General features: G+C 59.0%; 27 protein-coding genes. 11 read left to right on the top strand and 16 right to left on the bottom strand.

The window, feature by feature from the left end; genetic code table 11:
- Positions 1-6: 6 nt before the first annotated feature.
- From FVW59_RS18005 to FVW59_RS17980, 6 genes are all read right to left on the bottom strand, one after another.
- Entirely contained in the window at positions 7-1,473 is a 1,467-nt protein-coding gene (locus FVW59_RS18005) for an MBOAT family O-acyltransferase (protein ID WP_148065770.1), read from the bottom strand.
- A 150-nt stretch (positions 1,474-1,623) separates the two neighbouring features.
- Positions 1,624-5,337, bottom strand: a complete 3,714-nt coding sequence (locus tag FVW59_RS18000; RefSeq protein ID WP_148065769.1) for a glycosyltransferase — start codon at positions 5,335-5,337, stop codon at positions 1,624-1,626.
- A complete protein-coding gene (locus tag FVW59_RS17995; RefSeq protein WP_148065768.1) occupies positions 5,330-6,274 on the bottom strand; it encodes an NAD-dependent epimerase/dehydratase family protein in 945 nt (314 codons plus the stop codon). The genes FVW59_RS18000 and FVW59_RS17995 overlap by 8 nt, the downstream gene beginning before the upstream one ends.
- Positions 6,271-6,930, bottom strand: a complete 660-nt coding sequence (locus FVW59_RS17990; RefSeq protein WP_148065767.1) for a phosphoadenylyl-sulfate reductase — start codon at positions 6,928-6,930, stop codon at positions 6,271-6,273. The genes FVW59_RS17995 and FVW59_RS17990 overlap by 4 nt, the downstream gene beginning before the upstream one ends.
- Before the next feature lie 203 nt (positions 6,931-7,133).
- Positions 7,134-7,853: an ABC transporter ATP-binding protein gene (locus FVW59_RS17985; RefSeq protein WP_148065766.1), complete on the bottom strand. Its 720-nt coding sequence runs from the start codon at positions 7,851-7,853 to the stop codon at positions 7,134-7,136.
- Positions 7,850-8,602 (bottom strand): ABC transporter permease, encoded by a 753-nt coding sequence (locus tag FVW59_RS17980; RefSeq protein ID WP_246139787.1) that lies wholly within the window; start codon positions 8,600-8,602, stop codon positions 7,850-7,852. Before FVW59_RS17980 ends, FVW59_RS17985 begins: the two co-directional genes overlap by 4 nt.
- Before the next feature lie 184 nt (positions 8,603-8,786).
- Here FVW59_RS17980 and FVW59_RS17975 point away from each other — a divergent pair, with 184 nt between their 5' ends.
- Complete coding sequence (locus FVW59_RS17975; protein WP_187275964.1) at positions 8,787-9,722, top strand: glycosyltransferase family 2 protein; 936 nt, start codon at positions 8,787-8,789, stop codon at positions 9,720-9,722.
- Between the two features lies 1 nt (position 9,723).
- On the opposite strand, the gene FVW59_RS17970 is transcribed toward FVW59_RS17975, so the two are convergent.
- Both FVW59_RS17970 and FVW59_RS17965 read right to left on the bottom strand, forming a co-directional pair.
- Positions 9,724-10,707, bottom strand: coding sequence for a glycosyltransferase (locus FVW59_RS17970; protein ID WP_148065763.1), 984 nt, complete (start codon positions 10,705-10,707; stop codon positions 9,724-9,726).
- On the bottom strand, positions 10,707-11,600 hold the full coding sequence (locus FVW59_RS17965; protein WP_148065762.1) for a sulfotransferase: 894 nt from the start codon (positions 11,598-11,600) through the stop codon (positions 10,707-10,709). The genes FVW59_RS17970 and FVW59_RS17965 overlap by 1 nt, the downstream gene beginning before the upstream one ends.
- A gap of 88 nt (positions 11,601-11,688) precedes the next feature.
- On the opposite strand from FVW59_RS17965, the gene rsmA reads away from it, so the two are divergent.
- The 3 genes from rsmA to FVW59_RS17950 are packed head-to-tail and all read left to right on the top strand — an operon-like array spanning position 11,689 to position 13,710.
- Positions 11,689-12,474, top strand: a complete 786-nt coding sequence (gene rsmA / locus FVW59_RS17960; protein ID WP_148065761.1) for a 16S rRNA (adenine(1518)-N(6)/adenine(1519)-N(6))-dimethyltransferase RsmA — start codon at positions 11,689-11,691, stop codon at positions 12,472-12,474.
- 10 nt (positions 12,475-12,484) lie between these two features.
- Positions 12,485-12,892 carry a Co2+/Mg2+ efflux protein ApaG gene (gene apaG, locus FVW59_RS17955; protein ID WP_425468413.1) on the top strand — a complete coding sequence of 136 codons (408 nt, stop codon included), beginning with the start codon at positions 12,485-12,487 and terminating at the stop codon, positions 12,890-12,892.
- Positions 12,892-13,710 carry a symmetrical bis(5'-nucleosyl)-tetraphosphatase gene (locus FVW59_RS17950; protein ID WP_148065760.1) on the top strand — a complete coding sequence of 273 codons (819 nt, stop codon included), beginning with the start codon at positions 12,892-12,894 and terminating at the stop codon, positions 13,708-13,710. Before apaG ends, FVW59_RS17950 begins: the two co-directional genes overlap by 1 nt.
- A gap of 24 nt (positions 13,711-13,734) precedes the next feature.
- Here the strand turns inward: FVW59_RS17950 and FVW59_RS17945 are convergent, their stop codons facing one another.
- Both FVW59_RS17945 and galE read right to left on the bottom strand, forming a co-directional pair.
- Positions 13,735-13,992, bottom strand: coding sequence for a type II toxin-antitoxin system ParD family antitoxin (locus FVW59_RS17945; RefSeq protein ID WP_148065759.1), 258 nt, complete (start codon positions 13,990-13,992; stop codon positions 13,735-13,737).
- A gap of 105 nt (positions 13,993-14,097) precedes the next feature.
- Positions 14,098-15,111, bottom strand: a complete 1,014-nt coding sequence (gene galE, locus FVW59_RS17940; protein ID WP_148065758.1) for a UDP-glucose 4-epimerase GalE — start codon at positions 15,109-15,111, stop codon at positions 14,098-14,100.
- A 151-nt stretch (positions 15,112-15,262) separates the two neighbouring features.
- Here galE and FVW59_RS17935 point away from each other — a divergent pair, with 151 nt between their 5' ends.
- From FVW59_RS17935 to FVW59_RS17925, 3 genes are read left to right on the top strand one after another with little or no spacing between them, the layout of a single operon-like run.
- Positions 15,263-16,510, top strand: coding sequence for a multifunctional CCA addition/repair protein (locus FVW59_RS17935; RefSeq protein ID WP_148065757.1), 1,248 nt, complete (start codon positions 15,263-15,265; stop codon positions 16,508-16,510).
- Entirely contained in the window at positions 16,503-17,261 is a 759-nt protein-coding gene (locus tag FVW59_RS17930; protein WP_148065756.1) for a pteridine reductase, read from the top strand. Before FVW59_RS17935 ends, FVW59_RS17930 begins: the two co-directional genes overlap by 8 nt.
- On the top strand, positions 17,258-17,596 hold the full coding sequence (locus FVW59_RS17925) for a DMT family transporter (protein ID WP_148065755.1): 339 nt from the start codon (positions 17,258-17,260) through the stop codon (positions 17,594-17,596). Before FVW59_RS17930 ends, FVW59_RS17925 begins: the two co-directional genes overlap by 4 nt.
- On the opposite strand, the gene FVW59_RS17920 is transcribed toward FVW59_RS17925, so the two are convergent.
- The 5 genes from FVW59_RS17920 to tsaD all read right to left on the bottom strand — a co-directional run bounded on the left by FVW59_RS17920 (position 17,587) and on the right by tsaD (position 20,106).
- Positions 17,587-17,880 (bottom strand): DUF2442 domain-containing protein, encoded by a 294-nt coding sequence (locus FVW59_RS17920; protein WP_281290184.1) that lies wholly within the window; start codon positions 17,878-17,880, stop codon positions 17,587-17,589. The two genes, FVW59_RS17925 and FVW59_RS17920, sit on opposite strands and share 10 nt — an antisense overlap.
- Positions 17,838-18,086, bottom strand: coding sequence for a DUF4160 domain-containing protein (locus tag FVW59_RS17915; RefSeq protein ID WP_148065753.1), 249 nt, complete (start codon positions 18,084-18,086; stop codon positions 17,838-17,840). The genes FVW59_RS17920 and FVW59_RS17915 overlap by 43 nt, the downstream gene beginning before the upstream one ends.
- A gap of 111 nt (positions 18,087-18,197) precedes the next feature.
- Positions 18,198-18,710, bottom strand: coding sequence for a 2-amino-4-hydroxy-6-hydroxymethyldihydropteridine diphosphokinase (gene folK, locus FVW59_RS17910; protein WP_148065752.1), 513 nt, complete (start codon positions 18,708-18,710; stop codon positions 18,198-18,200).
- Positions 18,710-19,066, bottom strand: coding sequence for a dihydroneopterin aldolase (folB, locus tag FVW59_RS17905; RefSeq protein ID WP_148065751.1), 357 nt, complete (start codon positions 19,064-19,066; stop codon positions 18,710-18,712). The genes folK and folB overlap by 1 nt, the downstream gene beginning before the upstream one ends.
- On the bottom strand, positions 19,066-20,106 hold the full coding sequence (tsaD, locus tag FVW59_RS17900) for a tRNA (adenosine(37)-N6)-threonylcarbamoyltransferase complex transferase subunit TsaD (protein ID WP_148065750.1): 1,041 nt from the start codon (positions 20,104-20,106) through the stop codon (positions 19,066-19,068). Before tsaD ends, folB begins: the two co-directional genes overlap by 1 nt.
- 178 nt (positions 20,107-20,284) lie before the next feature.
- On the opposite strand from tsaD, the gene rpsU reads away from it, so the two are divergent.
- The 4 genes from rpsU to rpoD all read left to right on the top strand — a co-directional run bounded on the left by rpsU (position 20,285) and on the right by rpoD (position 25,006).
- Positions 20,285-20,500 (top strand): 30S ribosomal protein S21, encoded by a 216-nt coding sequence (rpsU, locus tag FVW59_RS17895; RefSeq protein WP_116368301.1) that lies wholly within the window; start codon positions 20,285-20,287, stop codon positions 20,498-20,500.
- A gap of 21 nt (positions 20,501-20,521) precedes the next feature.
- Positions 20,522-20,992 (top strand): GatB/YqeY domain-containing protein, encoded by a 471-nt coding sequence (locus FVW59_RS17890; protein ID WP_148065749.1) that lies wholly within the window; start codon positions 20,522-20,524, stop codon positions 20,990-20,992.
- A 65-nt stretch (positions 20,993-21,057) separates the two neighbouring features.
- Positions 21,058-22,956: a DNA primase gene (locus tag FVW59_RS17885; protein ID WP_148065748.1), complete on the top strand. Its 1,899-nt coding sequence runs from the start codon at positions 21,058-21,060 to the stop codon at positions 22,954-22,956.
- A 244-nt stretch (positions 22,957-23,200) separates the two neighbouring features.
- On the top strand, positions 23,201-25,006 hold the full coding sequence (gene rpoD / locus FVW59_RS17880) for an RNA polymerase sigma factor RpoD (protein WP_148065747.1): 1,806 nt from the start codon (positions 23,201-23,203) through the stop codon (positions 25,004-25,006).
- Between the two features lie 86 nt (positions 25,007-25,092).
- On the opposite strand, the gene FVW59_RS17875 is transcribed toward rpoD, so the two are convergent.
- Positions 25,093-25,698 carry a hypothetical protein gene (locus FVW59_RS17875; RefSeq protein ID WP_148065746.1) on the bottom strand — a complete coding sequence of 202 codons (606 nt, stop codon included), beginning with the start codon at positions 25,696-25,698 and terminating at the stop codon, positions 25,093-25,095.
- Positions 25,699-25,709: the final 11 nt, after the last annotated feature.

The following is a 25,709-nucleotide window of genomic DNA, read 5'->3' as shown; positions in this document are numbered from 1 at the left end:
CCAACCTTAGAACTGAAAGTAGATGAATTCTTGCAAACTATTCTGGTCCAGGAGATACCAGATTGAAATGAGCGCAGTGGCCTGTAAAAAAAACAACGAGACGAAGTTTCGATTCAGGGAAATTATGCTTAGCCAACCGTCACTTTGGCGGACCTCACCCTGCCTTGATGGCAGGAACTCCTGCCGATTGAGTAGCTGTTGTGAATTCGGGAGAAGAAATGCCACAGCAAGCGAGGCCATCACCAGCCATACAGCCTCGTCACCAACCAGAGTCAGATTCAACGACCTGGTCAAAGTCAGCATCGCTTCAATAATCCTAATCGCCGCATCAAAGCTGGTGGCGCGGAAGAAGACCCAAGCGATTACCACGACGAGGAACGTTAGACCCCAGGAAATAAACCAAGGCAGATGAACCTTTACGAGCCGTGTCCACGTGTGATTTATCACTAGGTACAAGCCATGTAGTGCGCCCCAGATAACAAAATTCCAACTGGCGCCATGCCACAAACCTCCCAAAAGCATTGTGATCATTAAATTCCGCTGGCGCTTCCATTCCCCTTTTCGGTTACCGCCACAGGGAATGTAGATGTAGTCCCTCAGAAATCGGCTCAATGTCATATGCCATCGACGCCAAAAATCTGAGATCGACTTAGCCTTGTAGGGAGAATTGAAGTTTATGGGAAGATCGATATTGAACATCTTTGCCAGGCCAATCGCCATATCGGCATAGCCGGAGAAGTCAAAGTATATCTGCGAGGTATAGGCAAGCACACCGACCCACGCATCTCCTGTGCTTACTGCTGTTCCAGCCTCCGCAACATCGAAAACGGCATTGGAATACGGTGCAACATTGTCTGCAATGATAACCTTCTTACCCAGCCCTATAATAAAAAAGCTCAGTCCCACCGCGAAATTGCTCCAATCAAAGCGCAGCGTTTCGCTCTTGGAGAACTGCGGCATCATCTCGGAATGGTGAACGATAGGGCCAGCTATTAGCTGGGGAAAGAATAGTACAAAGAGGCAATAGCTCAGCGGTGATTCATGAGATCGGTTAATTCTTTTTGCATTACAGTCGACTAACCACGCGATCTGCTGAAAGGTAAAGAATGATATAGCAAGCGGTAATGCAATCTGACGGATTACATACTCGCTACCAGCAAGCGAGTTCACCGTGTCCACGAAGAAATTGGCGTACTTGTAGTAGCCTATTAACGCCAGGTTACAAGCCACGCCAAATGCAAGTAATCCTCGGTGGCCATACTTTAGAAGGCGCTCTCCAAGAACATAGTTGAATGTGATTGAGGGGACTATAAGTGCAATGTACTTGTAATCCCACCAGCCGTAAAAGGCTAAAGAGCTAAGGACCAGTAGCACACGAGCGGAGCCACCCCCAGAGTAGCGGGCTAAAGCAAAGTAACCGCATAGCACCAGAGGAAGAAACAAATACATAAATTCAAATGAATAGAATAACACCCAATTTCTCCGGCCACGTGGGCGCAACCCTTCTTATCGGTCGGGCAAACCTCACAGTAAAAGTACTAACTCTCGCCAATTACCCAATTCTTATACAAGAGTACGCCCCACTCGTTGGCGACTCCAAAGAAGGAACTCCCGGGTAAAAATTTAATTCTTCGTTTCCATATAGATCGTTCTTATTCTCTCTGGCAGCTCGGACAACTTCGGACCTTTGAATACGGCAGCTTCCAAAAGTAGTACACCCAGTCGGTAGGCAGCTGTTTTTATAACGTAATCCGAGTGTATCTCAAGCCCTTGAAGAGAAGTCGCCTGCAGTGCCTGTCGCCGGGCCTGCTCTCTTTTTCTTCCTCTGGGAGAGATCATGTCGAAGAGCAGTACCGAGAAATGCCATGGAGCCATCAATATACTTAGTGGCTTCTTTACCCAGTTAACAATTATGGAACCCAAACGGTACCCGTATGACATATCTGTCACCAGCGTGATATCCCATCCCGCGCCGGAGGTTCGGACGCCCACTTCAACTGCCCGATAGTAATTAAACTGAAACTGCCACTTTGCGCCGCTCAGCACTTGCTCCATTTCTTCAAGGGAAACAGCTCCCCTACCTACAAGATAACCGGCCACATCTTGCCTATCGCCACTAAGCCATTGCTCACAACGTTCAAACTCCTGCCGCTTCAGTAGAAGAAAGATTACGGCATTGTACTTGCAGGAGTTCAGAATAAGGTGGTCCGGAGCGGCCCCAAGGAACGCTGACAATGCCCTTAAGGCAACTTTGTCTGCCAATATACTATCTAGACCCTGCCCTAACTGATCGCGCTTCCAGAGGTAGCGGTCATATCGAATCAACAAGAAGCCGATCGCGTGATCAACGACATCGGGTAATAGGGCTGTATTTTTTAGAATGGTGGCCACTGCCAAACCAATGCGTGTTATCTGTGTCAGTTTTTCCAGCGTGAAGGTTTGCGTTCCAGACTGAACGCCCTCTTCCTGCCGAGCCATGTAGAAGTAAAGAATTTCCTTAACAACGCTGGCACTTACACCCGTCGCGAAAAGTTGCATGCAGAACAACTGGTCTTCATGGTAGGACTGCGGGAAGAAGAGACCATTTTCAATCAGGAAAGTCTTCCGATAAAGCTTGCCGACACAGCTGGGATCATAGAATACATGCGGCCAGCTTTCTGCTGAGACAGCATAAGGACCTTGAGTATAGTGATAGTAGGACTGATTGATTCTTTGCGGGGCAAAGGGTCCGCTGGTCGAAGCCACCAACGCAATACCCAAGTCCTGCTCTGTCTCGGCGGTTTGGCACCATAGTTCTGCTATCGCATGCTGCGGAAGCACATCGTCCGCGTCCAGAAATGTAATGTATTTACCGCGCGCAGCAAGCATCCCCCGGTTTCGGGCAACACCCTGGCGGGAATTACTCTGACGAATCAGGGTAATGCCACCGTGTTCAGCCTGAAATGACTCAACTATCTTGGCTGTACTGTCTGTACTGCCATCATCAACAACCAGCAGTTCGAAAGAACCGCCAAACTGTTGTTTCAGTACCGACTCTATACACCGCGCGAGATAGCGCTCACCATTAAAAACCGGCACGATCACCGAGACGTCACAACTATGGATGCTGTCCTGCGGCTGGCGGTACTGGTCTATCGCGTCCGCCACCACATCGAAGGCAGAAAGGTACTTTGAGATAAGATGTCGAAAACAGTAGGCTACCGGTAAAGCAATGCCGATTCTTACACCATTGCGCTCTTTTAGGTTACAAATCCTTTCAAGCAGTTCGCGTGTTTTTTCCCAGTTGAAAAAGTACTCAGCCCAGTCAGATGAGGCCTGCATATATGGCTCAACCAGTATGAAGTCGTCCGCCGTTGTATTTTCAATATTTCCTAGTTCTGAACACAATAGCGCTTGGGTTTCACCGCCACTGCCGCTTTTAGGCCCCAACAGGAATACCCGCCCATTGCCAGACCAGCACTCAAGCGCTTGATCAACACTGCGTAAGGGAAGCTCATTTTCGCTCAACTCGCGCCGAGGAGTTACAGAAGACGGGCAAATTCGGCACAGCTTGTCTGATACTTCCTGGTATACGCGATGGCAACTTTTTCCGTCACGCTGGGGAACATACCGTTTCAGCTTGGCCTGTTGTTCTTCATCCAGTGTGAACCCCGTAGAGACGAGCCTTTCCAGGACACTTGTAACACCCTCGATGGAGTAACATACCTCCGCCACCATCTCTTCGTCGGGAAGCGAAAATGCGCTCCTCCCACGTTCGGCCAACATTGCCGGTTTATCGAACTGATAGCAGATGGTAGGCTTCTCCATGTAGGCCATATCCCACATGATGCTAGAGTAATCGGTAATCAGCGCAATACATGACTGCATCACCTGGCCAATACCAACTTCACTCTCTACCGGATCGATGCGAATTCTTTCGCTCGCCAATTCCTCGAAAACGGGCATATAAACGCCAAACCTGAAATGCAGACGAACCCTTATCCGTAGGTTCTCTTGCTCTAACAGGCTATGCAGCTCTTTATTGCAGAGTAAGCTTTTCCAACCGTCATAGAACTGGCTTTCACGAAATACCTGTAAGTGCTCCTCTTCGGGGCCACACTTTCCGTCCCAGAAATCGGAGTTCAATGACTTTCGCCAAGTAGGGCATACTAATATATCCCTACTATCGCTTTGCCCGATTTTCAGTTTGTCCCAGCGCGGCAAGCCTGTAAAAGCGAAACGTGAGAAGGGGAAGCCCCACGTCTCATTCGCAGCTATGGCGTCGGCTCTCGACGTCGCTATAACCTGATCGATATAGGGGTGATCTCTGGGGTAAACACCCGGCGAGTATGCCAGCACCCCATGAGTCAAGAATACAAAGGTGCGATCCAGGTAGTCGCTGACATCTGCGTTTGATAATAGGATGTCTGCTGCGCTATCGGTAAAACAGAAGACACAGCTACGTTCCAGAGCGTCTTTCCATGCCGGGGAGCCTTTAACAAGCACTCTGTCAGATACATTGTCGGGAAACTCTATTCCCGCTTTCTGATCAAGCACGTAGTAGCATTCAACACCCGGAACGTGGCCTGTTAAATAGTTAAATAAAGCTATACCGTTGTCTTCAGCGCCGAGTCCGCGCCTTTCGCCGATAAGCCATGCGCCCAAGTTACGTTTTCCACTTTCCAGGCCTTCCAGAGGAAGATGACCTCGGGAGACGTCGGGCGCCACAGTCGCTCGCTTGGCAGGTATATTGTATGCTCGCCCGTAGTTCGGGACCTCAGCCGAGTAACGATCTACCAAGTACTCGCTGAGTTTTTCCAGACGGCAACCACTTACCTGACCAGACAGCAATAGCGAGGTTGGATACAGCGTAATGATGGCCTTTTGATTAAGGGTGTACTCAAGCAGATCTATTGCGCGCGTTGTACCTAGGCTGGCCATGTAGCTGTCGATGCTGGGGTGGGTCCAGCAACGCGAGTCAGCCCAGTAACGTACAGGGCCAACAACCAGAGATTGGCCGCATTGTTCCGCTTTATCTACCAACATCTCCAGAGCATTAACGTGAAGAATGTCACCACTACACAGAAGAATCGTATAGCAGCCACGAACCAATGACAGCAACTCCGCCAACGAGCAGCCCGAGCCCTCCTGAACCAGGTCGATTCTCAGCAGCCATGGGAATTGAGCAATGCTCTTACTGGCCTCGGCTTGGGAGATGTCAGACCCATCACACAGCACGACTACGTGAGGACACTCACATAGAGACTGCTTGCCGATGCTGGCTAGTGATCGCTCAAGCTCAACAACCCCGCCCCGGCAATCGATAACCACCGTAACCAAGTCACTACGATTACCCATTACCTAGCGCCGCCCCAAAAGAAAAGCTGGAAACCAGTTCAGAGAGTTCAGTATCAATTGAACGGACGGCAGGTGCGGCGTAATGACTCGCTAGACGCCGGCTGTCGACTGTATAGCTTCCCAGCGCAAGATGCTGGTCCACAAAAATGAACTCCAGATCAGGCAATGCCTCCTTAAATACTCCCACCAGGTCGAGCACCGAAAGCTCGTGCACGGCGTAGTTGTATAGCGCGGGAGGAACGGTGCTGGTCAGCAACTCGGCAAGCAAGCCACAGAGCTCCGTCACACTCAGGTAAGAACGGCGCTGACGACCGCTCCCATGAATGGTGATGCGCCCACTGAAATTGGCTTCGAAGGCAAAGCGATTAATTACCGCATCGAAGCGGGTGCAGGGGCTAAAGCCAAACACATTCCCCGAGCGGATAATAGTGGCCCGACCGGCATCTACCAGGCGCTGAACCTGCGCCTCTCCCCGGAGTTTGGAAGTGCCATAATGAGTGGAGGGTTGTGGCGGGGTGTCTTCATTCGCGGGGCTATCAGAGGCTCCATACACTGCCGTACTGCTCAAGTATACGAGGCGACAATGCCGGTGCTGCGGCTCCTCAAGTGCGGAAGCCAGTTCTGCCGTGCCCCAGTGATTCACTTGCTCCAGCGCGTGATGGTCAGATACTGCATGAGGTGTAGAAACCCGTGCCGCCAGATGGTAGACGATATCGACACCATCCAGACTTCTGACGAGGTTTCTGCGGTCCAGGATGTCCCCCCGGATGAACCGAACCCTGGCGCTTTTCGCCAATTGCAGATGCAAAAACACATCGAAGTTATGATTCGCAAGATTATCGTAGATGACAATCTCGGAAACCTCGTCATGGCACGAAAGCGTTTCGACGAGTTTGCTGCCAATATAGCCGGCACCACCAGTAACCAGTACTTTCATTTGTTAATAAGCTCAGTATGCAACCCACATTCGGTCTTATTCATGCCAAACCAGCGCGCCTCGCGTTCTGATTGCTCCGGGTCAATTCGCCGGGTACATGGCTCACAGCCAATGCTAAGGTACCCAGCACTGTCCAAGGGATGCCTGGGCAGGTCGAATTCCTTGATGTACTGCCAGATCTTCCTGTTGTCCCACTCCAGCATGGGATGGAGCCGTTTGCAGCCATGAGGAGCGTTCTGGACAAGGGTCATTTCTGCCCGTGCCTTGCTCTGGTCGGCACGAACCCCGTTTATCCAGTAATCGTGGTTCAGCAGTAATGAATCCAGGGGGTCAACCTTGTTAATCGCACAGCAGTGGTCAGGATCCGATGTGTAAATCAGGTGGCCATGCGAATCCTTCTGCATGGACTTCGGCATGGACGACCGCAAATTCACCAGGTTCCGCAGCCCAAACTCTTCCGCAACTCTGTCTCTGAACGACAGGGTTTCCGGAAAGTGGTAGCCCGTATCGATGAACGCAATGCAAATACCGGAATTGATCCGGCTGATCATGTGCAGCAAAGGCAGGCTATGGGTTTGAAACGAACAACTACTGAACAAGCGAGAGCCTCCGTTTTGCGCTTCTGTTATCCAGCCCTTTAGTTCTTCAAAGTTCATCTCTCCCTCACACTTGCGGGGGTCTACCCACTCATTATCTACAGCTTACAAACTACTGCATCAGAATACTCACACAACAACGCCATCTACTCCCGATTTTATTCACTACTGCGATCGGTATAGGTTGCTGGCAACTCGGTCATTGGCTACGAAAAGCCGACAATGGACTAGCTCGTTTTATTACGCCCTGCTGTAACCTGAAGCTATCCGTTATTCGATTTTTCAATGGATTCACGATACGCGCTGACCACTTCGGAAGTTTCCCCTCCGCACGCGATACGCCCGTTATTAATCCAGATCGCTCGATCACACAGTGACTCGATCTGCTTGTCGGCATGAGACACAAATACTACGGTCTGATCGCCGCTCAATCGCTCTCTCATTGCTCTCTCTGCTTTATTCTTGAAATGCGCGTCACCAACACTAAGCACTTCGTCTATAAGTAAAATGTCCACATGCGTAATCAACGCAGTGGTAAAACCAAGACGTGATCGCATACCGGAAGAATAGGTTTTGACCGGCTCCTCAAAGGATTCGCCCAATTCGGAGAACTCCTTGATTTCCTCCAGGAAAGACATGGCATGGCGTCGACTAGCACCCTGCATCATCGCTGACAGGAGTGCATTATCCCTACCCGACAGGTCGCCTCGAAACCCGAGGCCGATCGAGAGCAAGGCTGAAGCGGTACCTGGTCGCTGCCAAACAGAGCCTTTGGTTGGGGCGATTATCCCCCCCATTAGCCGGAGAATAGTGGTCTTGCCACAGCCATTACGACCAATAACACCAAGCGTCTCACCCTCGGTTAATGTCAGGGAGACATCCTCAAGGACGTGATGCACCCCCTCGGAAAAATGGTTCTTGCCGGCCGAGTAGTTGAGATAGACACCGTCGAGTTCAAGAATAGCGTCGCTTTGCCGGCTCATGCTGTCAGTGCCTTGAGAGCCAGGGCCTGGCTCAGTTTACGCATAATGAACACCATCCCGGCAGCAAGCATGCCGAAGATGAGAGCATACCGAAGCATCCCACCCAGGTCGGGAGCCACCCCGCCCATCAGAATCTGGCGATAGGCGTCCAGAATAAACGCGACGGGGTTCACGTTGAGGATAAGTTCGGTCAGTGCGGGGTCCGACAGGGTTCGCACATCCCAGAAAATGCCGGAAGTGAACATCAGGAAAGTCATTCCAAGCGAGATAATCATGCTGAAATCACGGAAGTAACAAACCAGCACCGCCCCCACGAACGCACAAGCTACAATCATCAAATAGTTAAGCGCGATTACCGGTAGCAACCAAAGCCAAATCCAGGATGGGCTGTAGCCGTTGATAACTACGACAGCAATCAGCAGGGCAAAAACCGCCATCTGCTTATACACACCCTCCTGAATCCGAGCCATAGGAAAGAGGGTTTTAGGAACGTTGATTTTTCCAATCAACCCAGCGTTGCTAACGATGGCATTTGACCCCGTGATGACACTTTTCGAAAACCAGACAAACGGCAACTTACCGCACATTAGAAAAGTGAGAAAGTCCGGATGCCGTGAATTCAAAATAACATTGAACACCACATAGAAAACGCCAACGTACAGCAGCGGTTCCAGAATCCACCAGACGTACCCGAGGAAATAGCGGGAGGCATCAGCTTTCAGGGCAAATTTGGCCTGGACATCGATCAAGCGTATATACTGGGAGAGCGTCATTGAGTGGATTTCACAAAGTACTGGGTTCCCACCGGGAAACAGGATTGTTTGGCAGTTGTTGCGTTATATTGGGACGAACGCGAGTATATCGGTTGCGCTCACTCTCAACAATGCGCCGCATCCACAGACGAACAAGCCAGCCAGGAGCCCAGCCAATACTGTGCAAGATATCGCAGTTATCGTACTCAACTGGAACAGCCCGGTAGACACCATTGCCTGTCTGAGCTCAATAGCCGAAGAGATTTTGCGAAATAGCAGCCGCTGCAGAGTCCGGCTCTATCCCGTTGACAATGGTTCTCAAGATCACTCCTGCGAGCAAATAGCAGACTGGATCGAACGACATGGCGACCTCGATGTCTGCTTCATCCAGAATTCTCATAACCTAGGTTTTGCTGGCGGAATGAACGCCGGCTTTAGGGCAGCAGAAATCGATGCGCCTGCGGACTACTACTGGCTCCTCAATAATGACCTGACACTGTGTCCTGGGGCGCTTTCTGCTCTGCTCGATGCCACTTCAACTGATCCGTCGGTGGCTGTCTGGGGGCCAACCATCGTACATCTGAACTCAGACACGATTCAATGTGCAGGCGGTGGCCGCTATTCACGCCTGTTGGGCATGGAGCGCAAGTACTTGCGGGGACTCCCACTCGATAAAGTCAACTGTTATCGCCATCGCCCTACCCGCTTTGATTTTATCTATGGCGCGGCGATGTTCATCCGCGGCGATATCATTAGGGCCCACCAAGGACTCGACGAGTCGTACTTCCTGTACTACGAGGAACTGGAACTGGCGAGACGCCTGGGTCGTGAGGACAGGTTAGACTGGTGCTGTGAGAGTGTAGTCAGCCATCAGGGCAGCGACGCAACATCTCGTGACAAGGGCCAACGCGCTAGAAGCTCCTATTTCGCTGCATACAGCGCTTGCCAATACACATGGCGCCATCACCGCGCTTTCCTTCTGCCCATGATTCTGATCCGCATGGCAGGCCTTGCTGTCCAGGCGCTGAGGGAGACCAACCCGGAACTGGCACTTGCACCCTGGAAGGCTGTATTTGCCTTCCTTAGCGGGCGTACACCCGCCCCGCCCCAGGCCTGAGCTACAACCCCACTATCAGTCGAGCCGCAAGCACTGTGCGCATCAGTGGCAATCCGCCGCGCAATCGCAGTGCATGTAACGCATTCAGGCGCTCAGCCACTCCGGCACTGGCAAGGCTGCCGTAGCGGGCAAGATCGCTATGGGCAGAGCCATCCGCTATTGTGCTTCCGCGCACTGCCAGCCTCTCCCCCAGTTCCGCCGCCTGGGCTATTGACGCAGCCAGCTCTGCATTACCCTTGCGCCAGTGGTACACCCAGCCACCAAGATTGAGGACTTCCCGGCCCATCCTGAAAACACCAATAGTGTTCTGCGTATGCTGCCGATAAAAGGTGTGTGCCGTATCCAGATAGACAAGCTCTCCACCAAACTGCCCCACCAAGGAAATCCACCAATCATGCATAATGGCGCTCTTGGATACCGGGAGTGCGAGGTCAGCGAGCTGGCGATTGAACAGCAAAGAGCATCCCGGCAGCGTGTTCCTGGTCAAAAACCGGTCAGGACCTGGCTTGTGCGGGCTCGCTGCCGGCGGCGTTGAAACCAGATCCGGCAGTTCGATAGCACTGCCGAATGGCTTCACACCATCAGCCACCAGGCGCGGAGAATCGCTCCCCTTAAGCGCACCTAAGCAAGCCTCGAGTTTTTCTATATGCCAGAGATCGTCCTGATCACAGAAACAAAATGCAGCACAGTTGGATCGCGCCGCAAAGGTCAGCAGCCGGGCAAAGCTTTGTGCCGGCCCAACCGGTGAGGGCTCAGGATCATCAAGCCACTGTATGCGCCCGTCGCGCTCGATGTATTCGTTGACAATACTGGTGGTGCTATCTTTTGAGCCATCGTCCCGAACCACCAAACGCCAACGACTGAAAGACTGTGCGCGAATACTGTCAATCTGAGCGGCGAGGAAGGCCTCCCCGTTGTAAGTTGCCATCAGGATACAAACTTCAACCGAATTCCCAGCTTCCTCACTTGTTAGCTGGCTAACCATCAGCTGCTGCTTCCTTGATGATTCAGCGTCGGTGACAGCCCGAAATCTGCGACAGTTTCCAGTACAGCGTCAATTTGCGCCTGACTCAGGCGCGACTGCCAAATGTAGGGCATTTCTGCGGTCCGCTTGCGGGTACTGCCTGTATCGCTCTGCCCATCACCGGTGGCAAGCTTGCGTATCCGGCGTTGAGGAGCATCAGCTACCAGCCCCAGCCGCGCACACAGATGGGAAACCTGATTTTCCGGGTCCCTGCACAGGGTCTCAAAGTCGCAGATAATCCAGTCTTTTCGGTGGGCCAACTGGTTCAACAGGACGACATGAATCATGGACCAGATCGCCGCCGCCTGCTTCCAGGGGTCACCCTTGGCTCGACGAATGGCGGGTAGATGCGGCTTCAAGTGATCCTTAACCAGTTTGTTCTGCCTTGTAAATCGCGGCAGGCTGAGATCCCACTCAAGAGGCACGATGCTGGACGCAAAACCGCAGGGGTGACGCGTGGTCACTACTACTTGAGCATTGAAGCGGTCACTGACCCAGTCCGCCATGAGCACGGCCGTGGGGTCCTTCACGATCAGGCGATGAAAGGGTAGAACCGCAGAGCGCAGATAGCCCCGGTACCAGGAGCGAAACAACTGCTCCCTCGACTGTCGCCCGGCGAAGGCACGCTGGGCGTATCGCTCAAGGAATTCCGGCACCTCGTCCTCAGCTGCAAAGTACGAAAAATGCCCGAAGCGGCTGGCAAGACGGGGAGACCAGCGGAAGTTCATCGGTTCGTACAGATAACGAACTCCTTTTCCTGCGCTCAGTATTTCTCCTAGCCAGGAGGTGCCCGAACGAGGGGCGCCCGTCAGGAAGATGGGGCGATAGGCCGCAGTGGTATCAGTAGGAGGCAAGGGCTAAATTCGGTGTGAGAAAAGCTGCGCTAATCCTAGCAAGTCCGTAGAATGAAGAATAGTTACCCACTAAAGATCCCCTGATTACGTGCCCAGCAAACAATCCCACCTCCCCCGCAAGCGCTTCGGCCAGAACTTCCTCCAGGACGCCGCCATCATCGGCCGCATCGCCGATGCCATCCAGCCCCGGGAGGATGACCACCTGGTGGAAATCGGCCCCGGCCAGGGCGCCCTCACCGAGGCGCTGGTCACCTCGGGCTGCCGCCTGGACGTGGTGGAACTGGACCGCGACCTGGTCGCGGGCCTGCTGGCCGCCTTCAGCATTTACCCCGGCTTCAAGTTGCACAGCGCGGATGCGCTGAAGTTCGACTTCGCCGCGCTGGCGGCGGACGACAGGCCGCTGCGGGTGGTGGGCAACCTGCCCTACAACATTTCCACCCCGCTGATCTTTCGCCTGCTGGAATTCGCCCCGCTGATCCGGGACATGCACTTCATGCTGCAGCTGGAAGTGGTGCAGCGGCTGGCGGCGGAGCCGGGCAGCAAGGCCTGGGGGCGACTGGGCATCATGGCCCAGTACCTGTGCGAGGTGGAGCACCTGTTCGACGTGCCGCCAGAGGCCTTCTTCCCGCCGCCCAAGGTGCAATCGGCCATTGTGCGGCTGGCGCCGCGGCAGACGTCACCCTGGCCGGACTGCGACCCGGCGCAACTGAAGCGGGTGGTGCAGGCGGCCTTCGCCCAACGGCGCAAGACGCTGCGCAATAACCTGAAGGGGCTGATGGACGACGCCGGTCTTCAGCAATTGGGGCTTGACCCGGGCTGCAGGGCAGAGACACTGGAACTGGTGGATTTCATCCATATCGCCAACGCCCTTTAAGGACCCCCGCGTGACCGACATCAAGCCCGAGCAGGTGCGGGTAACCGTACAGACCACATACTTGCCCAGCCACTCCCTGCCGGAGGCAGGGCAGTTTACCTTCGCCTACACCATCACCATCCGCAACAACGGCGCGGTACCGGTGCAGCTGCTGTCGCGGCACTGGATCATTACCGATGCCAACGATGAGGTGCAGGAGGTGCGCGGCGAAGGGGTGGTGGGCGAGCAGCCCATCATCCCGCCCGGAGAGCAATTTCGCTACACCAGCGGGGCCACCCTGCCCACCCCGGTGGGGTGCATGGAGGGCAGTTACACGATGATTGCCCCGCTGGATGCGGATATCGACCCCACCGACATGCCGGCCTTCGAGGTGCCCATTCCGCCCTTCACCCTGCACACCCCCACGGCCCTGCACTGATGGCGACCTACGCCGTCGGCGATATTCAGGGTTGCCTGAAGCCGCTTAAGCACCTGCTGGAACAGGTGCGCTTCAACCCCGACCGGGATCGCCTCTGGTCGGTCGGCGACATTGTGAACCGCGGCCCCAAGTGCCTGAAAACCCTGCGCTTTCTGTATGACATGCGGGACAATCTGGAACTGGTGCTGGGCAATCACGACCTGCACCTGCTGGCGGTGGCCGCCGGGGTGCGCCCGCCCGGACGCTCCGATACCCTGGACAAGATCCTGGCAGCGCCCGATCGCGACGCCATGCTCAACTGGCTGTTGCACCGCCCCCTGGTGCACTACGAGAACGGCTACACCATGGTCCACGCCGGCATCCCGCCACAGTGGAGCGTGGAAGACGCCCTGGCCCGCAGCCTGGAGGTGGAAACCGTGCTGCAGAGCCCGGACTGCACCGAGTTCTTCCGCCAGATGTACGGCAACGAACCGGCCATCTGGTCCGACGATCTCACCGGCATGCCCCGCCTGCGCGCCATCACCAACTACCTCACCCGCATGCGCTTCTGCACCAAAGAGGGCGAACTGGACCTGATCAGCAAGGGTCCGGTGCCCACCAGCGGCAAGAAGGTCACCGCCTGGTTCAGCCACGCCCACCGCAAAACCGCGAACGACCGCATCCTGTTCGGCCACTGGGCTTCGCTGGAGGGCAAAACCGAGGGCCCCAACGTGATCGGGCTGGATACCGGCTGCGTGTGGGGCGGCTCGCTGTCGATGTACTGCCTGGAGACGGGGGAGTGGACGCGGTGCCGGTGCAGGGATGGGAGGGTGGCGTGATGGCTTCGCGGGCATTGGCCCACCTTATTGTGAAGCTCCCGTGATTAACTCATCCAATTCGGCCTTATTCGTCACAGACACCCCTTCTCCGGCATCCAATTGCGACACACCAAGCTGGACCTGCCGGCGCAACTCCGCTGTTTTCCATTCACGAAGCCAGGCATCGTGAGTTTCGACGAAGCGCAGCGCTTCACGAACCACCTCGCTGGCGTTGTTGTACAAACCACTTTCGACCTTGGCTTTGACAATCGCCTCGAGTTCGGGGGTTAAAGACACATGCATGCCAACATCCGCTTCCAATCACCTAGCGGTAAAAATGCGCCTGACATCAAAAATTGTCAATCTTTGTAAACCATTAATGCCAGCCAGCAGACGGCCACACCGGGCTCAATACCCTTCCGGATTCCCCGACTGCCAGCGCCACACGTCCTCGCACATGTCTTCCAGAGTCCGCGACGCCCGCCACTTGAGCTGCGAGGCCGCCAGGCCGGCATCGGCATAACACTCGGCAACATCCCCCGGGCGGCGATCTACGATCTGGTAGGGCAGCGCTTTGCCACAGGCCTTTTCGAAGGCGGCGAGCATCTCCAGCACGCTCACGCCCTGCCCGGTGCCGAGGTTGACGTTCAGCAGACCCGCGTTGCCCTCCAGGTAACGCAGCGCGGCGACGTGGCCCTCGGCCAGGTCCATGACATGGATGTAATCGCGCACGCCGGTGCCGTCACGGGTGGGGTAGTCGCCGCCAAACACGCTCAGGTATTCGCGCCGTCCCACCGCCACCTGGGCGACAAAGGGCACCAGGTTGTTGGGAATGCCCTGGGGATCTTCGCCGATCAGCCCGGAGCGGTGGGCACCGACCGGGTTGAAGTAGCGCAGGCAGGCGATGCGCCAGTCCGGGCGGGCCGCGCTCAAATCGGCGAGGATGTGCTCGATGGTGAGCTTGCTCTGGCCGTAGGGATTGGTGGCGGTGCGCGGGAAGTCCTCGCGGATGGGGTTGGAGGCCGGGTCGCCATAGACCGTGGCGGACGAGGAGAACACCAGCGAATCCACACCGGCCGCCGCCATCGCCTGCAGCAGGTTGAGGGTGCCGGCGACGTTATTCTGGTAGTAGGCCAGCGGCTGTTCGACGGACTCACCCACCGCCTTGAGGCCGGCAAAGTGAATGACCGCTGCAATATCGTGCTGGTCAAACACGGCCTGCAGGGCAAGAGGGTCGCAGATATCACCCTGCACGAACCCTATCGCTTGCCCGGTAATGGTCTGCAGGCGCTGGAACACCTCGAAGCTGCTGTTACTGAGGTTATCGAACACCAGCGGCCGGTAGCCGGCCTCGATCAGGGCGACACAGGTATGCGAGCCGATAAAGCCGGCGCCGCCGGTGACGAGGACAATGTTGGACATGAAGCGTCTTCTGGAGGTTGCGTCCTGCGCAGTGTGCCGGCCACCTGTAGCAGAGGCAACAGGACTCCCGCGGTATTCCCGCCTGATTGACCCGCTTGAGCCAGCTTCGAATCCTCTCTACAGTGCCGGGACTGATTCAGGACTTCACTCCATGCAAACCTACCTCGTCGGCGGCGCAGTGCGCGACGCCCTGCTCGACTACCCGGTCACCGAGCGTGACTGGGTGGTGGTGGGTGCGCGGCCGGAGGAAATGCTGGACCAGGGCTACCAGCAGGTGGGCAAGGACTTCCCGGTGTTCCTTCACCCCCGCACCAAGGAGGAGTACGCACTGGCGCGCACCGAGCGCAAGCAGGGGCACGGCTACACGGGGTTTGCGGTGCACTGCGACCCGGCCGTCACGCTGGAGGAGGATCTGCTGCGCCGGGACCTCACCATCAACGCAATGGCACAGACAGCGGAGGGCGAGATTGTCGACCCCTACGGCGGGCAGCAGGACCTGCAGGCGCGCCTGCTGCGCCACGTGTCCCCCGCGTTTACCGAGGATCCCCTGCGAGTGCTGCGGGTGGCCCGTTTCGCGGCGCGCTATGCCCACCTGGGCTTCACGGTGGCGGAGGAGACCCGCCGGCTGATGGCGGAGATTGTCGATGCGGGCGAGCTGGCGCACCTGCCGGCCGAACGTATCTGGGTGGAAACCGACAGGGCCCTGGGCGAGCGCAATCCGGAGGTCTTTATCGAGGTACTCAGGAATTGCGGCGCGCTGGCGGCACTGCTGCCCGAAGTGGACGCCCTGTTCGGCGTGCCCCAGCGCGCGGAGTATCACCCGGAAATCGACAGCGGCATCCACACACTGATGGTGCTGCAACAGGCGGCCAGGCTCAGCCCGGATACCGCCGTGCGCTTCGCCGCCCTGGTCCACGACCTCGGCAAGGCCACCACCCCCGAAGATGTCCTGCCCCGCCATATCGCCCACGAACACCGGGGCGTGCCGCTGGTAAAGGCCGTATGCCAGCGCCTGAAAGTCCCCAACCGCCACCGCGACCTGGCGCTGTCGGTGTGCGAATACCACCTGCTGTGCCACACCGCGCGGGGACTGCGTGGCAAGACCCTGCTCAAGCTGTTGCGCAACACCGGCGCCCTGCGGCGCCCGCAGGACTTCGAGCATTTCCTGCTGGCCTGCGAGGCTGACGCGCGCGGTCGCAAGGGGCTGGAAGACCAACCCTACCCTCAGGCGGATTACCTGCGCCGCGCCGCCGGAGCCGCGGCGAGCGTCAATGCCGCGGACTTTGCCGGGCGGGAATTGCAGGGCAAGGCCCTGGGCGACGCCATCGCCGCGGAGCAGATCCGGCGACTGGACGCATTGCGTGACACGCCGGGCAATCGCGAGGCGGACCATGGCTGATCTGGCACTGGTGACCGGTGGCGCCCAGCGTATCGGCGCGGCCATCGTGCGCGAACTGCACGGGCGCGGAATGGACATCGCCCTGCACTACCGCAGTTCTTCGGTCACTGCCGAGGCGCTGGCAACGGCGCTGAACCGGGAACGGCCGGGTTCCTGCCACCTGTGGCAGGCCGACCTCTGCCAGGTGGATGACATCCAGCGCGTGGGCGCATCCTTCCTGGCGACTCACCCGGCACTGAAACTGCTGGTCAACAACGCCTCGGGCTTTGCGCCAACGCCGCTGGCATCCGCCACCGAGGCCGACTTCGACGCCCTGCTCGGCTCCAATCTCAAGGGCCCCTACTTCCTGCTGCAGGCCCTGCTGCCCGCCCTGCGCGCCGGCGGCGGCAGCGTGGTGAACCTGATCGATATCCACGCCGGCCGGCCGCTCAAGGACTTCAATGCCTACTGCGCGGCCAAGGCCGGGCTCGCCTCCCTTACCCGCAGCCTGGCACTGGAACTGGGGCCGCGGGTGCGCGTGAACGGCGTGGCCCCTGGCGCCATTCTCTGGCCGGAGGACGATGCCGCCTACGACGACAACAAGCGCCGGGCCATCCTTGCCGCCACCCCGCTGGCACGGCTCGGCGACCCCGCGGACATTGCCCGCACGGTGGCTTTTCTCGGACTGGAAGCGTCGTTTATTACCGGCCAGGTGCTGGCGGTGGATGGCGGCTGGAGCCTGGGACTTGCCGGCACCGGAGCTGACGTATGACCCCTGCCACACTCGCCCTGCTGCTCACCGCCGCCCTGTGCGCCTCCGGCGGCCAGTTACTGTTCAAGATCGGCGCCAGCGGCCGCACGGCGCTGCTGGAGTTTATCAATCTGCCCATCGTGGCGGGCCTGGCGCTGTACGCTGCCGCCACGGTGCTGTGGATCTACGTGCTCTCCACCCAGGCCCTGACCACCGTCTATGCCTTCACGGTACTCACCTTCGCGCTGGTCTACCTGGGCGGCGTGTTCCTGCTGGGAGAGCGCCTCAGCCCCGGCGGCATGGCCGGCACGGCGCTGGTACTGCTGGGGCTGTTCTGCATCACCCGCTACGGGTAGACCTCAACACCATTGCGCCACAGCTCATATTCACTGATATCCGCGCCGGTTTCCCAGCTCACTGCATACCCACCGGGTTCGACACTCACTTGGCGGAAAATGCGCGGATTCTTCAATTCGGCGAAAAGCGGCTTAGCCAGTAGCGGTTTGAGATCGTACTTGCGCTGCCTGGCATTATCGAAGTGCACTAACAAGAGATAGTTGCTCAACGCCTCAACTGCAGTAACCCGTGGCACTGACCCTACTCCAGGCCTGGCAGTTTCCTGTATTCCTGAGTGTGCCATATCGAACTCAGCTCCAACTGGTGTTTGGTCGCCCAAGCTTTTACGAGCCGCCTTGCTCTCGGCGGCAAATCCCCTTCCAGCATTTCAAGGCTCTCAATACTGAACACGCCAACAGTATCGCCATAGATTGCATGGAAATGCGGCGGCGGATGGTCCGCAAAGTATAGCTTGATTACAATGCCGTAAAAGCGGGTGAGCTCTGGCATGGGAATCTCCCTGGTTTGCAGGAGAGATTCAGGTTTGCAGAACTAGCCACCAACTCGCCAGCTCGATATTCGCTCAAATCCGGCCAATCCCGGCAAACCTGCGTCAGGCGGCTATTCCCCCGAAATCTCCCTACCCCGCCAGGTAAATGCTACCCGCCTGACCTGCTGCGACTCCCGATCAAAAGCGTCCCACAGCGCGGCGTAGCTGCGCCCATCGACCGGGTGGCGATCCTCCGGCGCGAGTTCCGACAAGGGGCGCAGCACAAAGGCGTTGGTGAGGATTTCCGCCCGCGGCAGCTGCACGCCGTCGACCTCACCGGCGCTGTCGCCGTAGGTGAGCAGGTCGATATCGAGCTGGCGCGGGGAGTAGCGCGTGGCGTCGGGCAGGCGGCCGTGCTCGGTCTCGATGCGGCGCAGGTCGCGGGCCAGTTCGGCCACGCTGGCCTCCGTGTCGATGCCCACCACCATATTGAGGAAGGGCTGGCCGCTGAAGCCGATGGCCTCGCAGTCATACACCGGGGACAAATCCAGATGACCGTACAGTGCCTCGAGGGCATCCAGGCCCGCCGCCAGGTAGCGCTCGCGCTCGATATTGGAGCCAAGGCCGAGGTAGACGCGGGGCATCAGGGCCGCTCCCCGCGCTCGATCAGCACACCGACATCCTTCGCCGCCGCCACGGCGCCGGGCTTGCACAGGCGCAGGCGCAGCCAGGGCACGCCGAACTCGGTGCGCACCAGGGCGGCGATTTCCTCGGCGGCGGTTTCAATCAGCTGGAACTGCTGTCCATCCATAAAGGAGGCAATGCGCGCAGACACGGCGGCATAGTCCAGCGCGTGTTGCAGGTTGTCGCCGGCCGCGGCGGGGCGGTTGTCCCAGCCCATGTCCAGGTCCAGCAGCAGGGTCTGGCGCACGGCGCGCTCCCAGTCGTAGACACCGATCACCGTATCCACGGCCAGTTCCCGGATAAACACGGTATCCATCAGCCCGCCACCTGTGTAATGGGGGGCAGTTCCGCCATCGGCCAGCGCGGGCGCACTGCGGTGCCACCCTCGTCGCGCTGCCCGGCGGCCAGGCGCTGGGCCCCGGCGTAGGCGATCATGGCGCCGTTGTCGGTGCAGAATTCCGGGGCGGGGTAGAAGACTCTGGCGCGATCCTTTTTCAGTGCCATTTCCAGGCTGGCGCGCAGGTTGCGATTGGCGCTGACCCCGCCGGCCATCACCAGGGTCTTGAGACCCTCCTGCTTAAGCGCCCGCCGGCACTTGATGACCAAAGTGCCCACGACGGCCTCCTCAAAGGCGCGGGCGATGTCGCACTTGTCCTGCTCGGTGAGCTCACCGGCGGCCCTGCAGTCATTCACGGTGTTGAGGGTGTAGGTCTTGAGGCCGCTGAAGCTGAAGTCCAGGCCCGGCCGGTTGACCATCGGTCGCGGGAAATCAAAGCGCGACGGATCGCCCTGCTCCGCCAGCCTGGCGATATGGGGGCCGCCGGGGTAGGGCAGGCCGAGCATCTTGGCGGCCTTGTCGAAGGCCTCGCCGGCGGCGTCGTCCAGCGATTCGCCGAGCAGCCGGTATTCGCCGATCGCGTCCACCCGCACCAGCTGGGTGTGGCCGCCGGACACCAGCAGGGCCACGAAAGGAAAATCGGGGCGATCTTCTTCCAGCATGGGCGCCAGCAGGTGGCCCTCCATGTGGTGCACCCCCAGCGAGGGTACGCCCCAGCCCCAGGCCAGGGCGCGGGCCAGGGTTGCCCCCACCATCAGGGCGCCCACCAGGCCGGGGCCCGCGGTGTAGGCCACGGCGTTGATATCGCCGGCGGTGCAGTTCGCTTCCGCCATTACCTGCTCGATCAGGGGCAGCGCCTTGCGGATATGGTCCCGGGAAGCCAGTTCCGGCACCACGCCCCCGTATTCCACGTGGATATCCACCTGGCTGAACAGGGCGTGGGCCAGCAGGCCGCGCCCGGTGTGGTAGAGCGCCACGCCGGTTTCGTCGCAGGAGGTTTCAAGGCCGAGGATGAGCATAGGGAGTCGTTTGTGGAGTCTGGTGGCGCATGATACGGGGTTGCGGGGTGGGAGTCATTTTTGATCTCAATTCACGCTTTGCAAATGCCTGAACTTGGGTATAGAATGCGCGCCCTTTCAGGCGTTGTCTGCTCAATTTGCAGGCAGCCATAAACTATTGGATACAGGTGAAGACTTAATGCCTCACGTTAAGGTCAAAGAGAACGAGCCGTTTGACGTTGCCCTGCGCCGCTTCAAGCGCTCCTGCGAAAAAGCTGGCGTACTGGCTGAAGTACGCAAGCGCGAGCACTACGAAAAGCCCACCACTGTACGCAAGCGCGCCGCCGCGGCTGCCGTCAAGCGTCACCTGAAGAAGCTGTCCCGGGAAAATCGCAAGCGCGTCCGCCTGTACTAAGCTGTACAGCGCCCCCTCCCTATGAGTGATCCAACCCCCGTCGGCTCTTCCCTGGTAGAGCAGGTCAAGGCGGCCATGAAGGCCGCCATGAAAGCGCGGGACAAGGAGCGGCTGGGCACCATTCGGCTGATTCAGGCCGAATTCAAGCGAATCGAAGTAGACGAGCGCGTCGACGTGGACGATGCTCGGGCTCTGGCAGTGCTGGACAAAATGGTCAAGCAGCGCAGGGATTCCGCCAGCCAGTACCACGACGCCGGCCGCACCGATCTGGCCGAGCAGGAAGAGCGCGAAATCGCCGTGCTGCAGGAATTCCTTCCGGCGCAGCTGTCCGAAACGGAAATCATCGAACTGGTGGACGCCGCCATTGCCGCCTCGGGCGCCAGCGGCATGCAGGCCATGGGCGCCGTGATGGGCCAGGTCAAACCCCAGGTTCAGGGCCGCGCCGATATGGGCGAGGTCAGCAAGATCGTCAAGGCCCGGCTCGCCAGCTGAGCTGACCGCGACTCCCCCGGCGTGGTTCAATAGCCCGCCAGACCCACAACTCACCTGAACTGCGCATGGCCGGACGGATACCGCAATCCTTTCTCGACGAGCTGCTCGACCGGCTCGACATCGTCGAGGTGGTGGACCGTCGGGTCAAACTGAAGAAAACGGGCAAGAACTACAGCGCCCGCTGCCCCTTCCACGAAGAAAAAACCCCCTCGTTCAGCGTCAATCCCGACAAACAGTTCTACTACTGCTTCGGCTGCGGCGCCGGCGGCAACGCCATCGGCTTTGTGATGGATTACGAGAACCTGGACTTCCCGGCGGCGGTGGATACCCTGGCCGGCAGCCTCGGGCTGGATGTACCGCGGGAGCAGAGTGGTGGCCCAGGTGCGGCGGCGGCAGAACAAAGCAACAAGCCCCTCTACGCCCTGATGGAGGACATCGCCCGCTTCTACCAGCAGCAGCTGCGCCAGCACCCGGACGCCAGGCGCGCGGTGGACTACCTCAAGGGCCGCGGCCTCACCGGCCAGATCGCTAAGCAATTTGACCTCGGCTTTGCACCACCGGGCTGGGACAACCTGCTGCAGCGCTTTGGCGGCAGCGAAGCCCAGCGCAAGCTGCTGCTGGATGCGGGCATGCTGGTACAGAACGAGGCGGGCAAAACCTACGACCGCTTCCGCGACCGCGTGGTGTTCCCCATCCGCGACCAGCGCGGCCGTGTCATCGCCTTCGGCGGCCGGATGCTACCCGACGACGATGCACATGGAAGTGCAAGTGCCGCGGGAGGCAGGAAGCCGGGAGCGGCCCAACCCAAATACCTGAACTCCCCGGAGACGGCCATTTTCCACAAGGGCCGCGAGCTCTACGGCCTCTATCAGGCACGCCAGGCCAATCGCAAACTGGAGCGCATTCTGGTGGTGGAGGGCTATATGGACGTGATCGCCCTGGCCCAGCACGGCATCAACAACGCCACCGCCACACTCGGCACCGCCACCAGCAAAACCCACCTGGAACGCATCTTCCGCCTGTGCCCGGAAGTCCTGTTCTGCTTCGACGGCGACGAGGCCGGGCGCAAGGCCGCCTTCCGCGCCCTGGAGTCGGCCCTGCCGTCCCTGGAAGACGGGCGCCAGGCGCGCTTCCTGTTCCTGCCCGAGGGCGAAGACCCGGACACCGCCGTGCGCGCCCAGGGCACCGAGGGTTTTGAGAAAATGCTGGGGCAGGCCCGCCCGCTGGAAACTTTTCTGTTCGAGTCGCTGTCAGATGGCGTAGACACCGACAGCCTGGACGGCCGCGCCCGCCTCAGCAAGATGGTGCTGCCCTACATTCGCCAGCTGCCCGAGGGTGTGTACCGCCAGCTCATGTTTCGGGAGCTCGCACGGCGCACCGGCCTGGAGTTGCAGAGCCTGATGCAGCTGGAAGTGCCGCCACTGCCGCAGCAAACGGAAGCAACGGCCCCTAGCGACGAGGGCAGCGGTGAAGAAGAAACCCTGCCGCGCCAGCGCAGCCCGCAAACGGAGCTGCCCCGCGGCTACTCCAACCTGGCCCAGGCGGCCCTGGCCCTGTTGCTGCACAAGCCGGAAGTAGCGCGCCTCGGCAACACCGATATGCTGGCCTCGCTGGACGGTGAGGACATTGACCTGCTGCGCGACATGCTGGGCCTGCTGCAGCGGCGGCCGGAGTCCTCCACCGCCATGTTGCTGGGGCACTGGTACGGCACCCCCCAGGGCGAATTGCTCAACCGCCTGGCCGGCCAGGAACGGCTCATACCGACCGAGGGCATCGAGCAACAATTTGCCGACACCATGGCGGAACTCGCGCTGTTACCGCGCAAATCCGCCCTGGCCGCGCAAGTCGACAAACTGAAACTCACCAACTACGCTCAGATGAGCGCAGAGGAGAAGCAGCAGCTGAGAGAGCTGCTAAAAGAAAAGCAGAAACTCGATGCCGAGCGGGGCAAGCGCGGACGCTAGACACTCGGCGGCTGACAGCGCCACCTTGCAATTGCAGGACTCGCCCCCATGTAACGGCGTGCCCGCCCCCGACACGCCGGGCCGCACACCGCGCAGGCACCGGAAATAGCCGTTGAAATGACGTGATTCGGGGCAAATCAGCGGTAAAAAGCCTGAAATTACCCGCCCTTGCGGTGGTTATACCGGCGCCCCATCCGCTACAATATGCGGCTACATTTTTTTTACGTTTATAGGTATGCACTCGATGACCAACGTCGTGCAACAACAGTCCCGCCTCAAGGAGCTTATCGCCCGCGGCAAGGAGCAGGGTTACCTGACCTACGCCGAGGTGAACGACCACCTGCCGGAGGACATCTCCGATCCGGATCAGGTCGAAGACATCATCCAGATGATCAACGACATGGGCATCCAGGTGTTCGAAGTGGCGCCCGACGCCGACGAGCTGCTGATGAGCGAAGGCGACGGCTCTGCCGACGACATCGCCGCTGCCGAAGCCGCCGCCGCCCTGGCCGCGGTGGAAACCGAAGCCGGCCGCACCACCGACCCGGTGCGCATGTACATGCGCGAAATGGGCACCGTGGAACTGCTGACCCGCGAAGGCGAGATTGTTATCGCCAAGCGCATCGAAGAGGGTATCCGCGAACTGATGGCCGCCCTGGCCCACTACCCCGGCGCCGTGCAGTCCGTGCTCGACGAGTACGACCAGGTCACCCGGGAAGAGCGCCGCCTGGGCGACGTGATGGTCGGCTACCTCGACCCCGCCGATCACGTGCCCTCCGCCGCCGAAGTCGCCGCGGAGAACAACAACAACGATTCCGACGACGAAGAGACCGAGTCCGGCCCCGACCCGGTCGAGGCCAAGAAGCGCTTCACCGCGCTGAAGCGCCAGCTCAACAAAGCCGATAAAGCCATCGCGGCCAAAGGGCGCGGCGACGCTGAAGCCCAGAAGGAGATGGAAAAGCTCGGCGAACTGTTCAAGTTCTTCAAGCTCACCCCGCGCGTATTCGACCCGCTGAGCGATTCACCGCGCAACATCCTCGCCGGTGTCCGCGACCAGGAACGCGAAATCATGAAAATCGCCGTGCGCGAGTGCAACATGCCGCGCAAGGATTTCATCGAGAGCTTCCAGGGTTCGGAAGCCGACGCGAAGTGGTTGAGTCGCGTCACCCGCGGCAAGAAGGACTATGCCGCCAAGCTCAATGCGCGCAAGGAAGACATCCAGCGCCTGCAGCGTCGTATTGCCCAGATCGAGGAGCAGAGCGGCCTGACCGTTGCCGAGATCAAGGAAATCAACCGCCGCATGAGTATGGGTGAAGCCCGTGCCCGGCGCGCCAAGAAAGAAATGGTGGAGGCCAACCTGCGCCTGGTGATCTCCATCGCCAAGAAGTACACCAACCGCGGCCTGCAGTTCCTCGACCTGATCCAGGAGGGCAACATCGGCCTGATGAAGGCGGTGGACAAGTTCGAATACCGCCGCGGCTACAAGTTCTCGACCTATGCCACCTGGTGGATTCGCCAGGCCATCACCCGCTCCATCGCGGACCAGGCACGCACCATCCGTATCCCGGTGCACATGATCGAGACCATCAACAAGCTGAACCGTATCTCCCGCCAGATGCTGCAGGAAATGGGCCGCGAGCCCACGCCGGAAGAACTGGGCGAGCGCATGGACATGCCGGAAGACAAGGTGCGCAAGGTACTCAAGATCGCCAAAGAGCCGATCTCCATGGAGACGCCGATTGGCGACGACGAAGATTCCCACCTGGGCGACTTCATCGAGGACCACACCATTTCCTCACCGGTCGACGCCGCCACTGGCCAGGGCCTGCAGGAAGCCACCAAGGAAGTGCTGGCCGGCCTCACCGCCCGCGAAGCCAAGGTGCTGCGCATGCGCTTTGGTATCGACATGAATACCGACCACACCCTGGAAGAGGTGGGCAAGCAGTTCGATGTCACCCGCGAGCGTATCCGCCAGATAGAGGCCAAGGCACTGCGCAAGCTGCGCCACCCGACCCGTTCGGACTACCTGCGCAGCTTCCTTGACGAGTAAGCGAATCCTCCGCTCCACCAAAGGCCCGCCATGTGCGGGCCTTTTGCTGTCGGCGAAGAGGCCGGCAGGGCAATCGCTCAGAGCGGCTACAACACCAGCAGGGTGAGGAATGTGGCGGCACCCGCTGCCACCCCCAGGCGCGTACAGCGCCTGAACAGTGGCTTGCCCTGACCGAAGTGCCCCATCATGGCGTCGATGGGCGCCTCGCCCGAGCGGATGCGCCGTGTCACCGGCAACTCCAGGAACAACACGAAGACCAGGCTGCCCACCATGCCCGCCAGCAGGGCGGCCCGTCCAGGGCTCACCACCGGCAGGCTGTACAGCGTCAGCACAATAACCAATACATTGCCCAACGGGCCGCCGGCCGAGAGCGCAAGCGTCTGCCGCGCCGTGCTGCCGGCGTAGTCAAAATCAAAAAACAGCGGCGCTGGCTGCGCCTTGATGGTCGTTGCGGCCCCGGCCAGGCGAGCGCCGAAGAAGTGCCCCCACTCATGAAAAATATGGCTCATGAAGAAGCCTGCGAGCAGCCCCGCCAGTATTGCGAGTAGCGTGGGCACCCCCGCCCCGGTTGCCAGGGCCCAGTTATCGAGGCTGATAAATACGCCCGCCGACGCGAGGAAGGCAGACAGGTGCACCAGCGCCTGCGTTCTCAGTTTGCCGGTGGGCCCAGCCGCGGAATCTTCATTGCTCACCGGCTGCCCTC

Origin of the sequence: Parahaliea aestuarii, from assembly GCF_008064635.1 — a bacterium.
GTDB lineage: Bacteria > Pseudomonadota > Gammaproteobacteria > Pseudomonadales > Halieaceae > Parahaliea > Parahaliea aestuarii.
This window is presented reverse-complemented; position numbering and strand designations above follow the sequence as displayed.

What these genes read in the sequence shown, in the direction of transcription:
- FVW59_RS18000 (WP_148065769.1), bottom strand. Translation starts at nt 5,337, where the DNA reads ATGGGTAATCGTAGTGACTTGGTTACGGTGGTTATCGATTGCCGGGGC.
- FVW59_RS17995 (WP_148065768.1), bottom strand. Translation starts at nt 6,274, where the DNA reads ATGAAAGTACTGGTTACTGGTGGTGCCGGCTATATTGGCAGCAAACTC.
- FVW59_RS17990 (WP_148065767.1), bottom strand. Translation starts at nt 6,930, where the DNA reads ATGAACTTTGAAGAACTAAAGGGCTGGATAACAGAAGCGCAAAACGGA.
- FVW59_RS17985 (WP_148065766.1), bottom strand. Translation starts at nt 7,853, where the DNA reads ATGAGCCGGCAAAGCGACGCTATTCTTGAACTCGACGGTGTCTATCTC.
- FVW59_RS17970 (WP_148065763.1), bottom strand. Translation starts at nt 10,707, where the DNA reads ATGGTTAGCCAGCTAACAAGTGAGGAAGCTGGGAATTCGGTTGAAGTT.
- FVW59_RS17950 (WP_148065760.1), top strand. Translation starts at nt 12,892, where the DNA reads ATGGCGACCTACGCCGTCGGCGATATTCAGGGTTGCCTGAAGCCGCTT.
- FVW59_RS17945 (WP_148065759.1), bottom strand. Translation starts at nt 13,992, where the DNA reads ATGCATGTGTCTTTAACCCCCGAACTCGAGGCGATTGTCAAAGCCAAG.
- galE (WP_148065758.1), bottom strand. Translation starts at nt 15,111, where the DNA reads ATGTCCAACATTGTCCTCGTCACCGGCGGCGCCGGCTTTATCGGCTCG.
- FVW59_RS17935 (WP_148065757.1), top strand. Translation starts at nt 15,263, where the DNA reads ATGCAAACCTACCTCGTCGGCGGCGCAGTGCGCGACGCCCTGCTCGAC.
- FVW59_RS17930 (WP_148065756.1), top strand. Translation starts at nt 16,503, where the DNA reads ATGGCTGATCTGGCACTGGTGACCGGTGGCGCCCAGCGTATCGGCGCG.
- FVW59_RS17925 (WP_148065755.1), top strand. Translation starts at nt 17,258, where the DNA reads ATGACCCCTGCCACACTCGCCCTGCTGCTCACCGCCGCCCTGTGCGCC.
- FVW59_RS17920 (WP_281290184.1), bottom strand. Translation starts at nt 17,880, where the DNA reads ATGGCACACTCAGGAATACAGGAAACTGCCAGGCCTGGAGTAGGGTCA.
- FVW59_RS17915 (WP_148065753.1), bottom strand. Translation starts at nt 18,086, where the DNA reads ATGCCAGAGCTCACCCGCTTTTACGGCATTGTAATCAAGCTATACTTT.
- folK (WP_148065752.1), bottom strand. Translation starts at nt 18,710, where the DNA reads ATGCCCCGCGTCTACCTCGGCCTTGGCTCCAATATCGAGCGCGAGCGC.
- folB (WP_148065751.1), bottom strand. Translation starts at nt 19,066, where the DNA reads ATGGATACCGTGTTTATCCGGGAACTGGCCGTGGATACGGTGATCGGT.
- tsaD (WP_148065750.1), bottom strand. Translation starts at nt 20,106, where the DNA reads ATGCTCATCCTCGGCCTTGAAACCTCCTGCGACGAAACCGGCGTGGCG.
- rpsU (WP_116368301.1), top strand. Translation starts at nt 20,285, where the DNA reads ATGCCTCACGTTAAGGTCAAAGAGAACGAGCCGTTTGACGTTGCCCTG.
- FVW59_RS17890 (WP_148065749.1), top strand. Translation starts at nt 20,522, where the DNA reads ATGAGTGATCCAACCCCCGTCGGCTCTTCCCTGGTAGAGCAGGTCAAG.
- FVW59_RS17885 (WP_148065748.1), top strand. Translation starts at nt 21,058, where the DNA reads ATGGCCGGACGGATACCGCAATCCTTTCTCGACGAGCTGCTCGACCGG.
- rpoD (WP_148065747.1), top strand. Translation starts at nt 23,201, where the DNA reads ATGACCAACGTCGTGCAACAACAGTCCCGCCTCAAGGAGCTTATCGCC.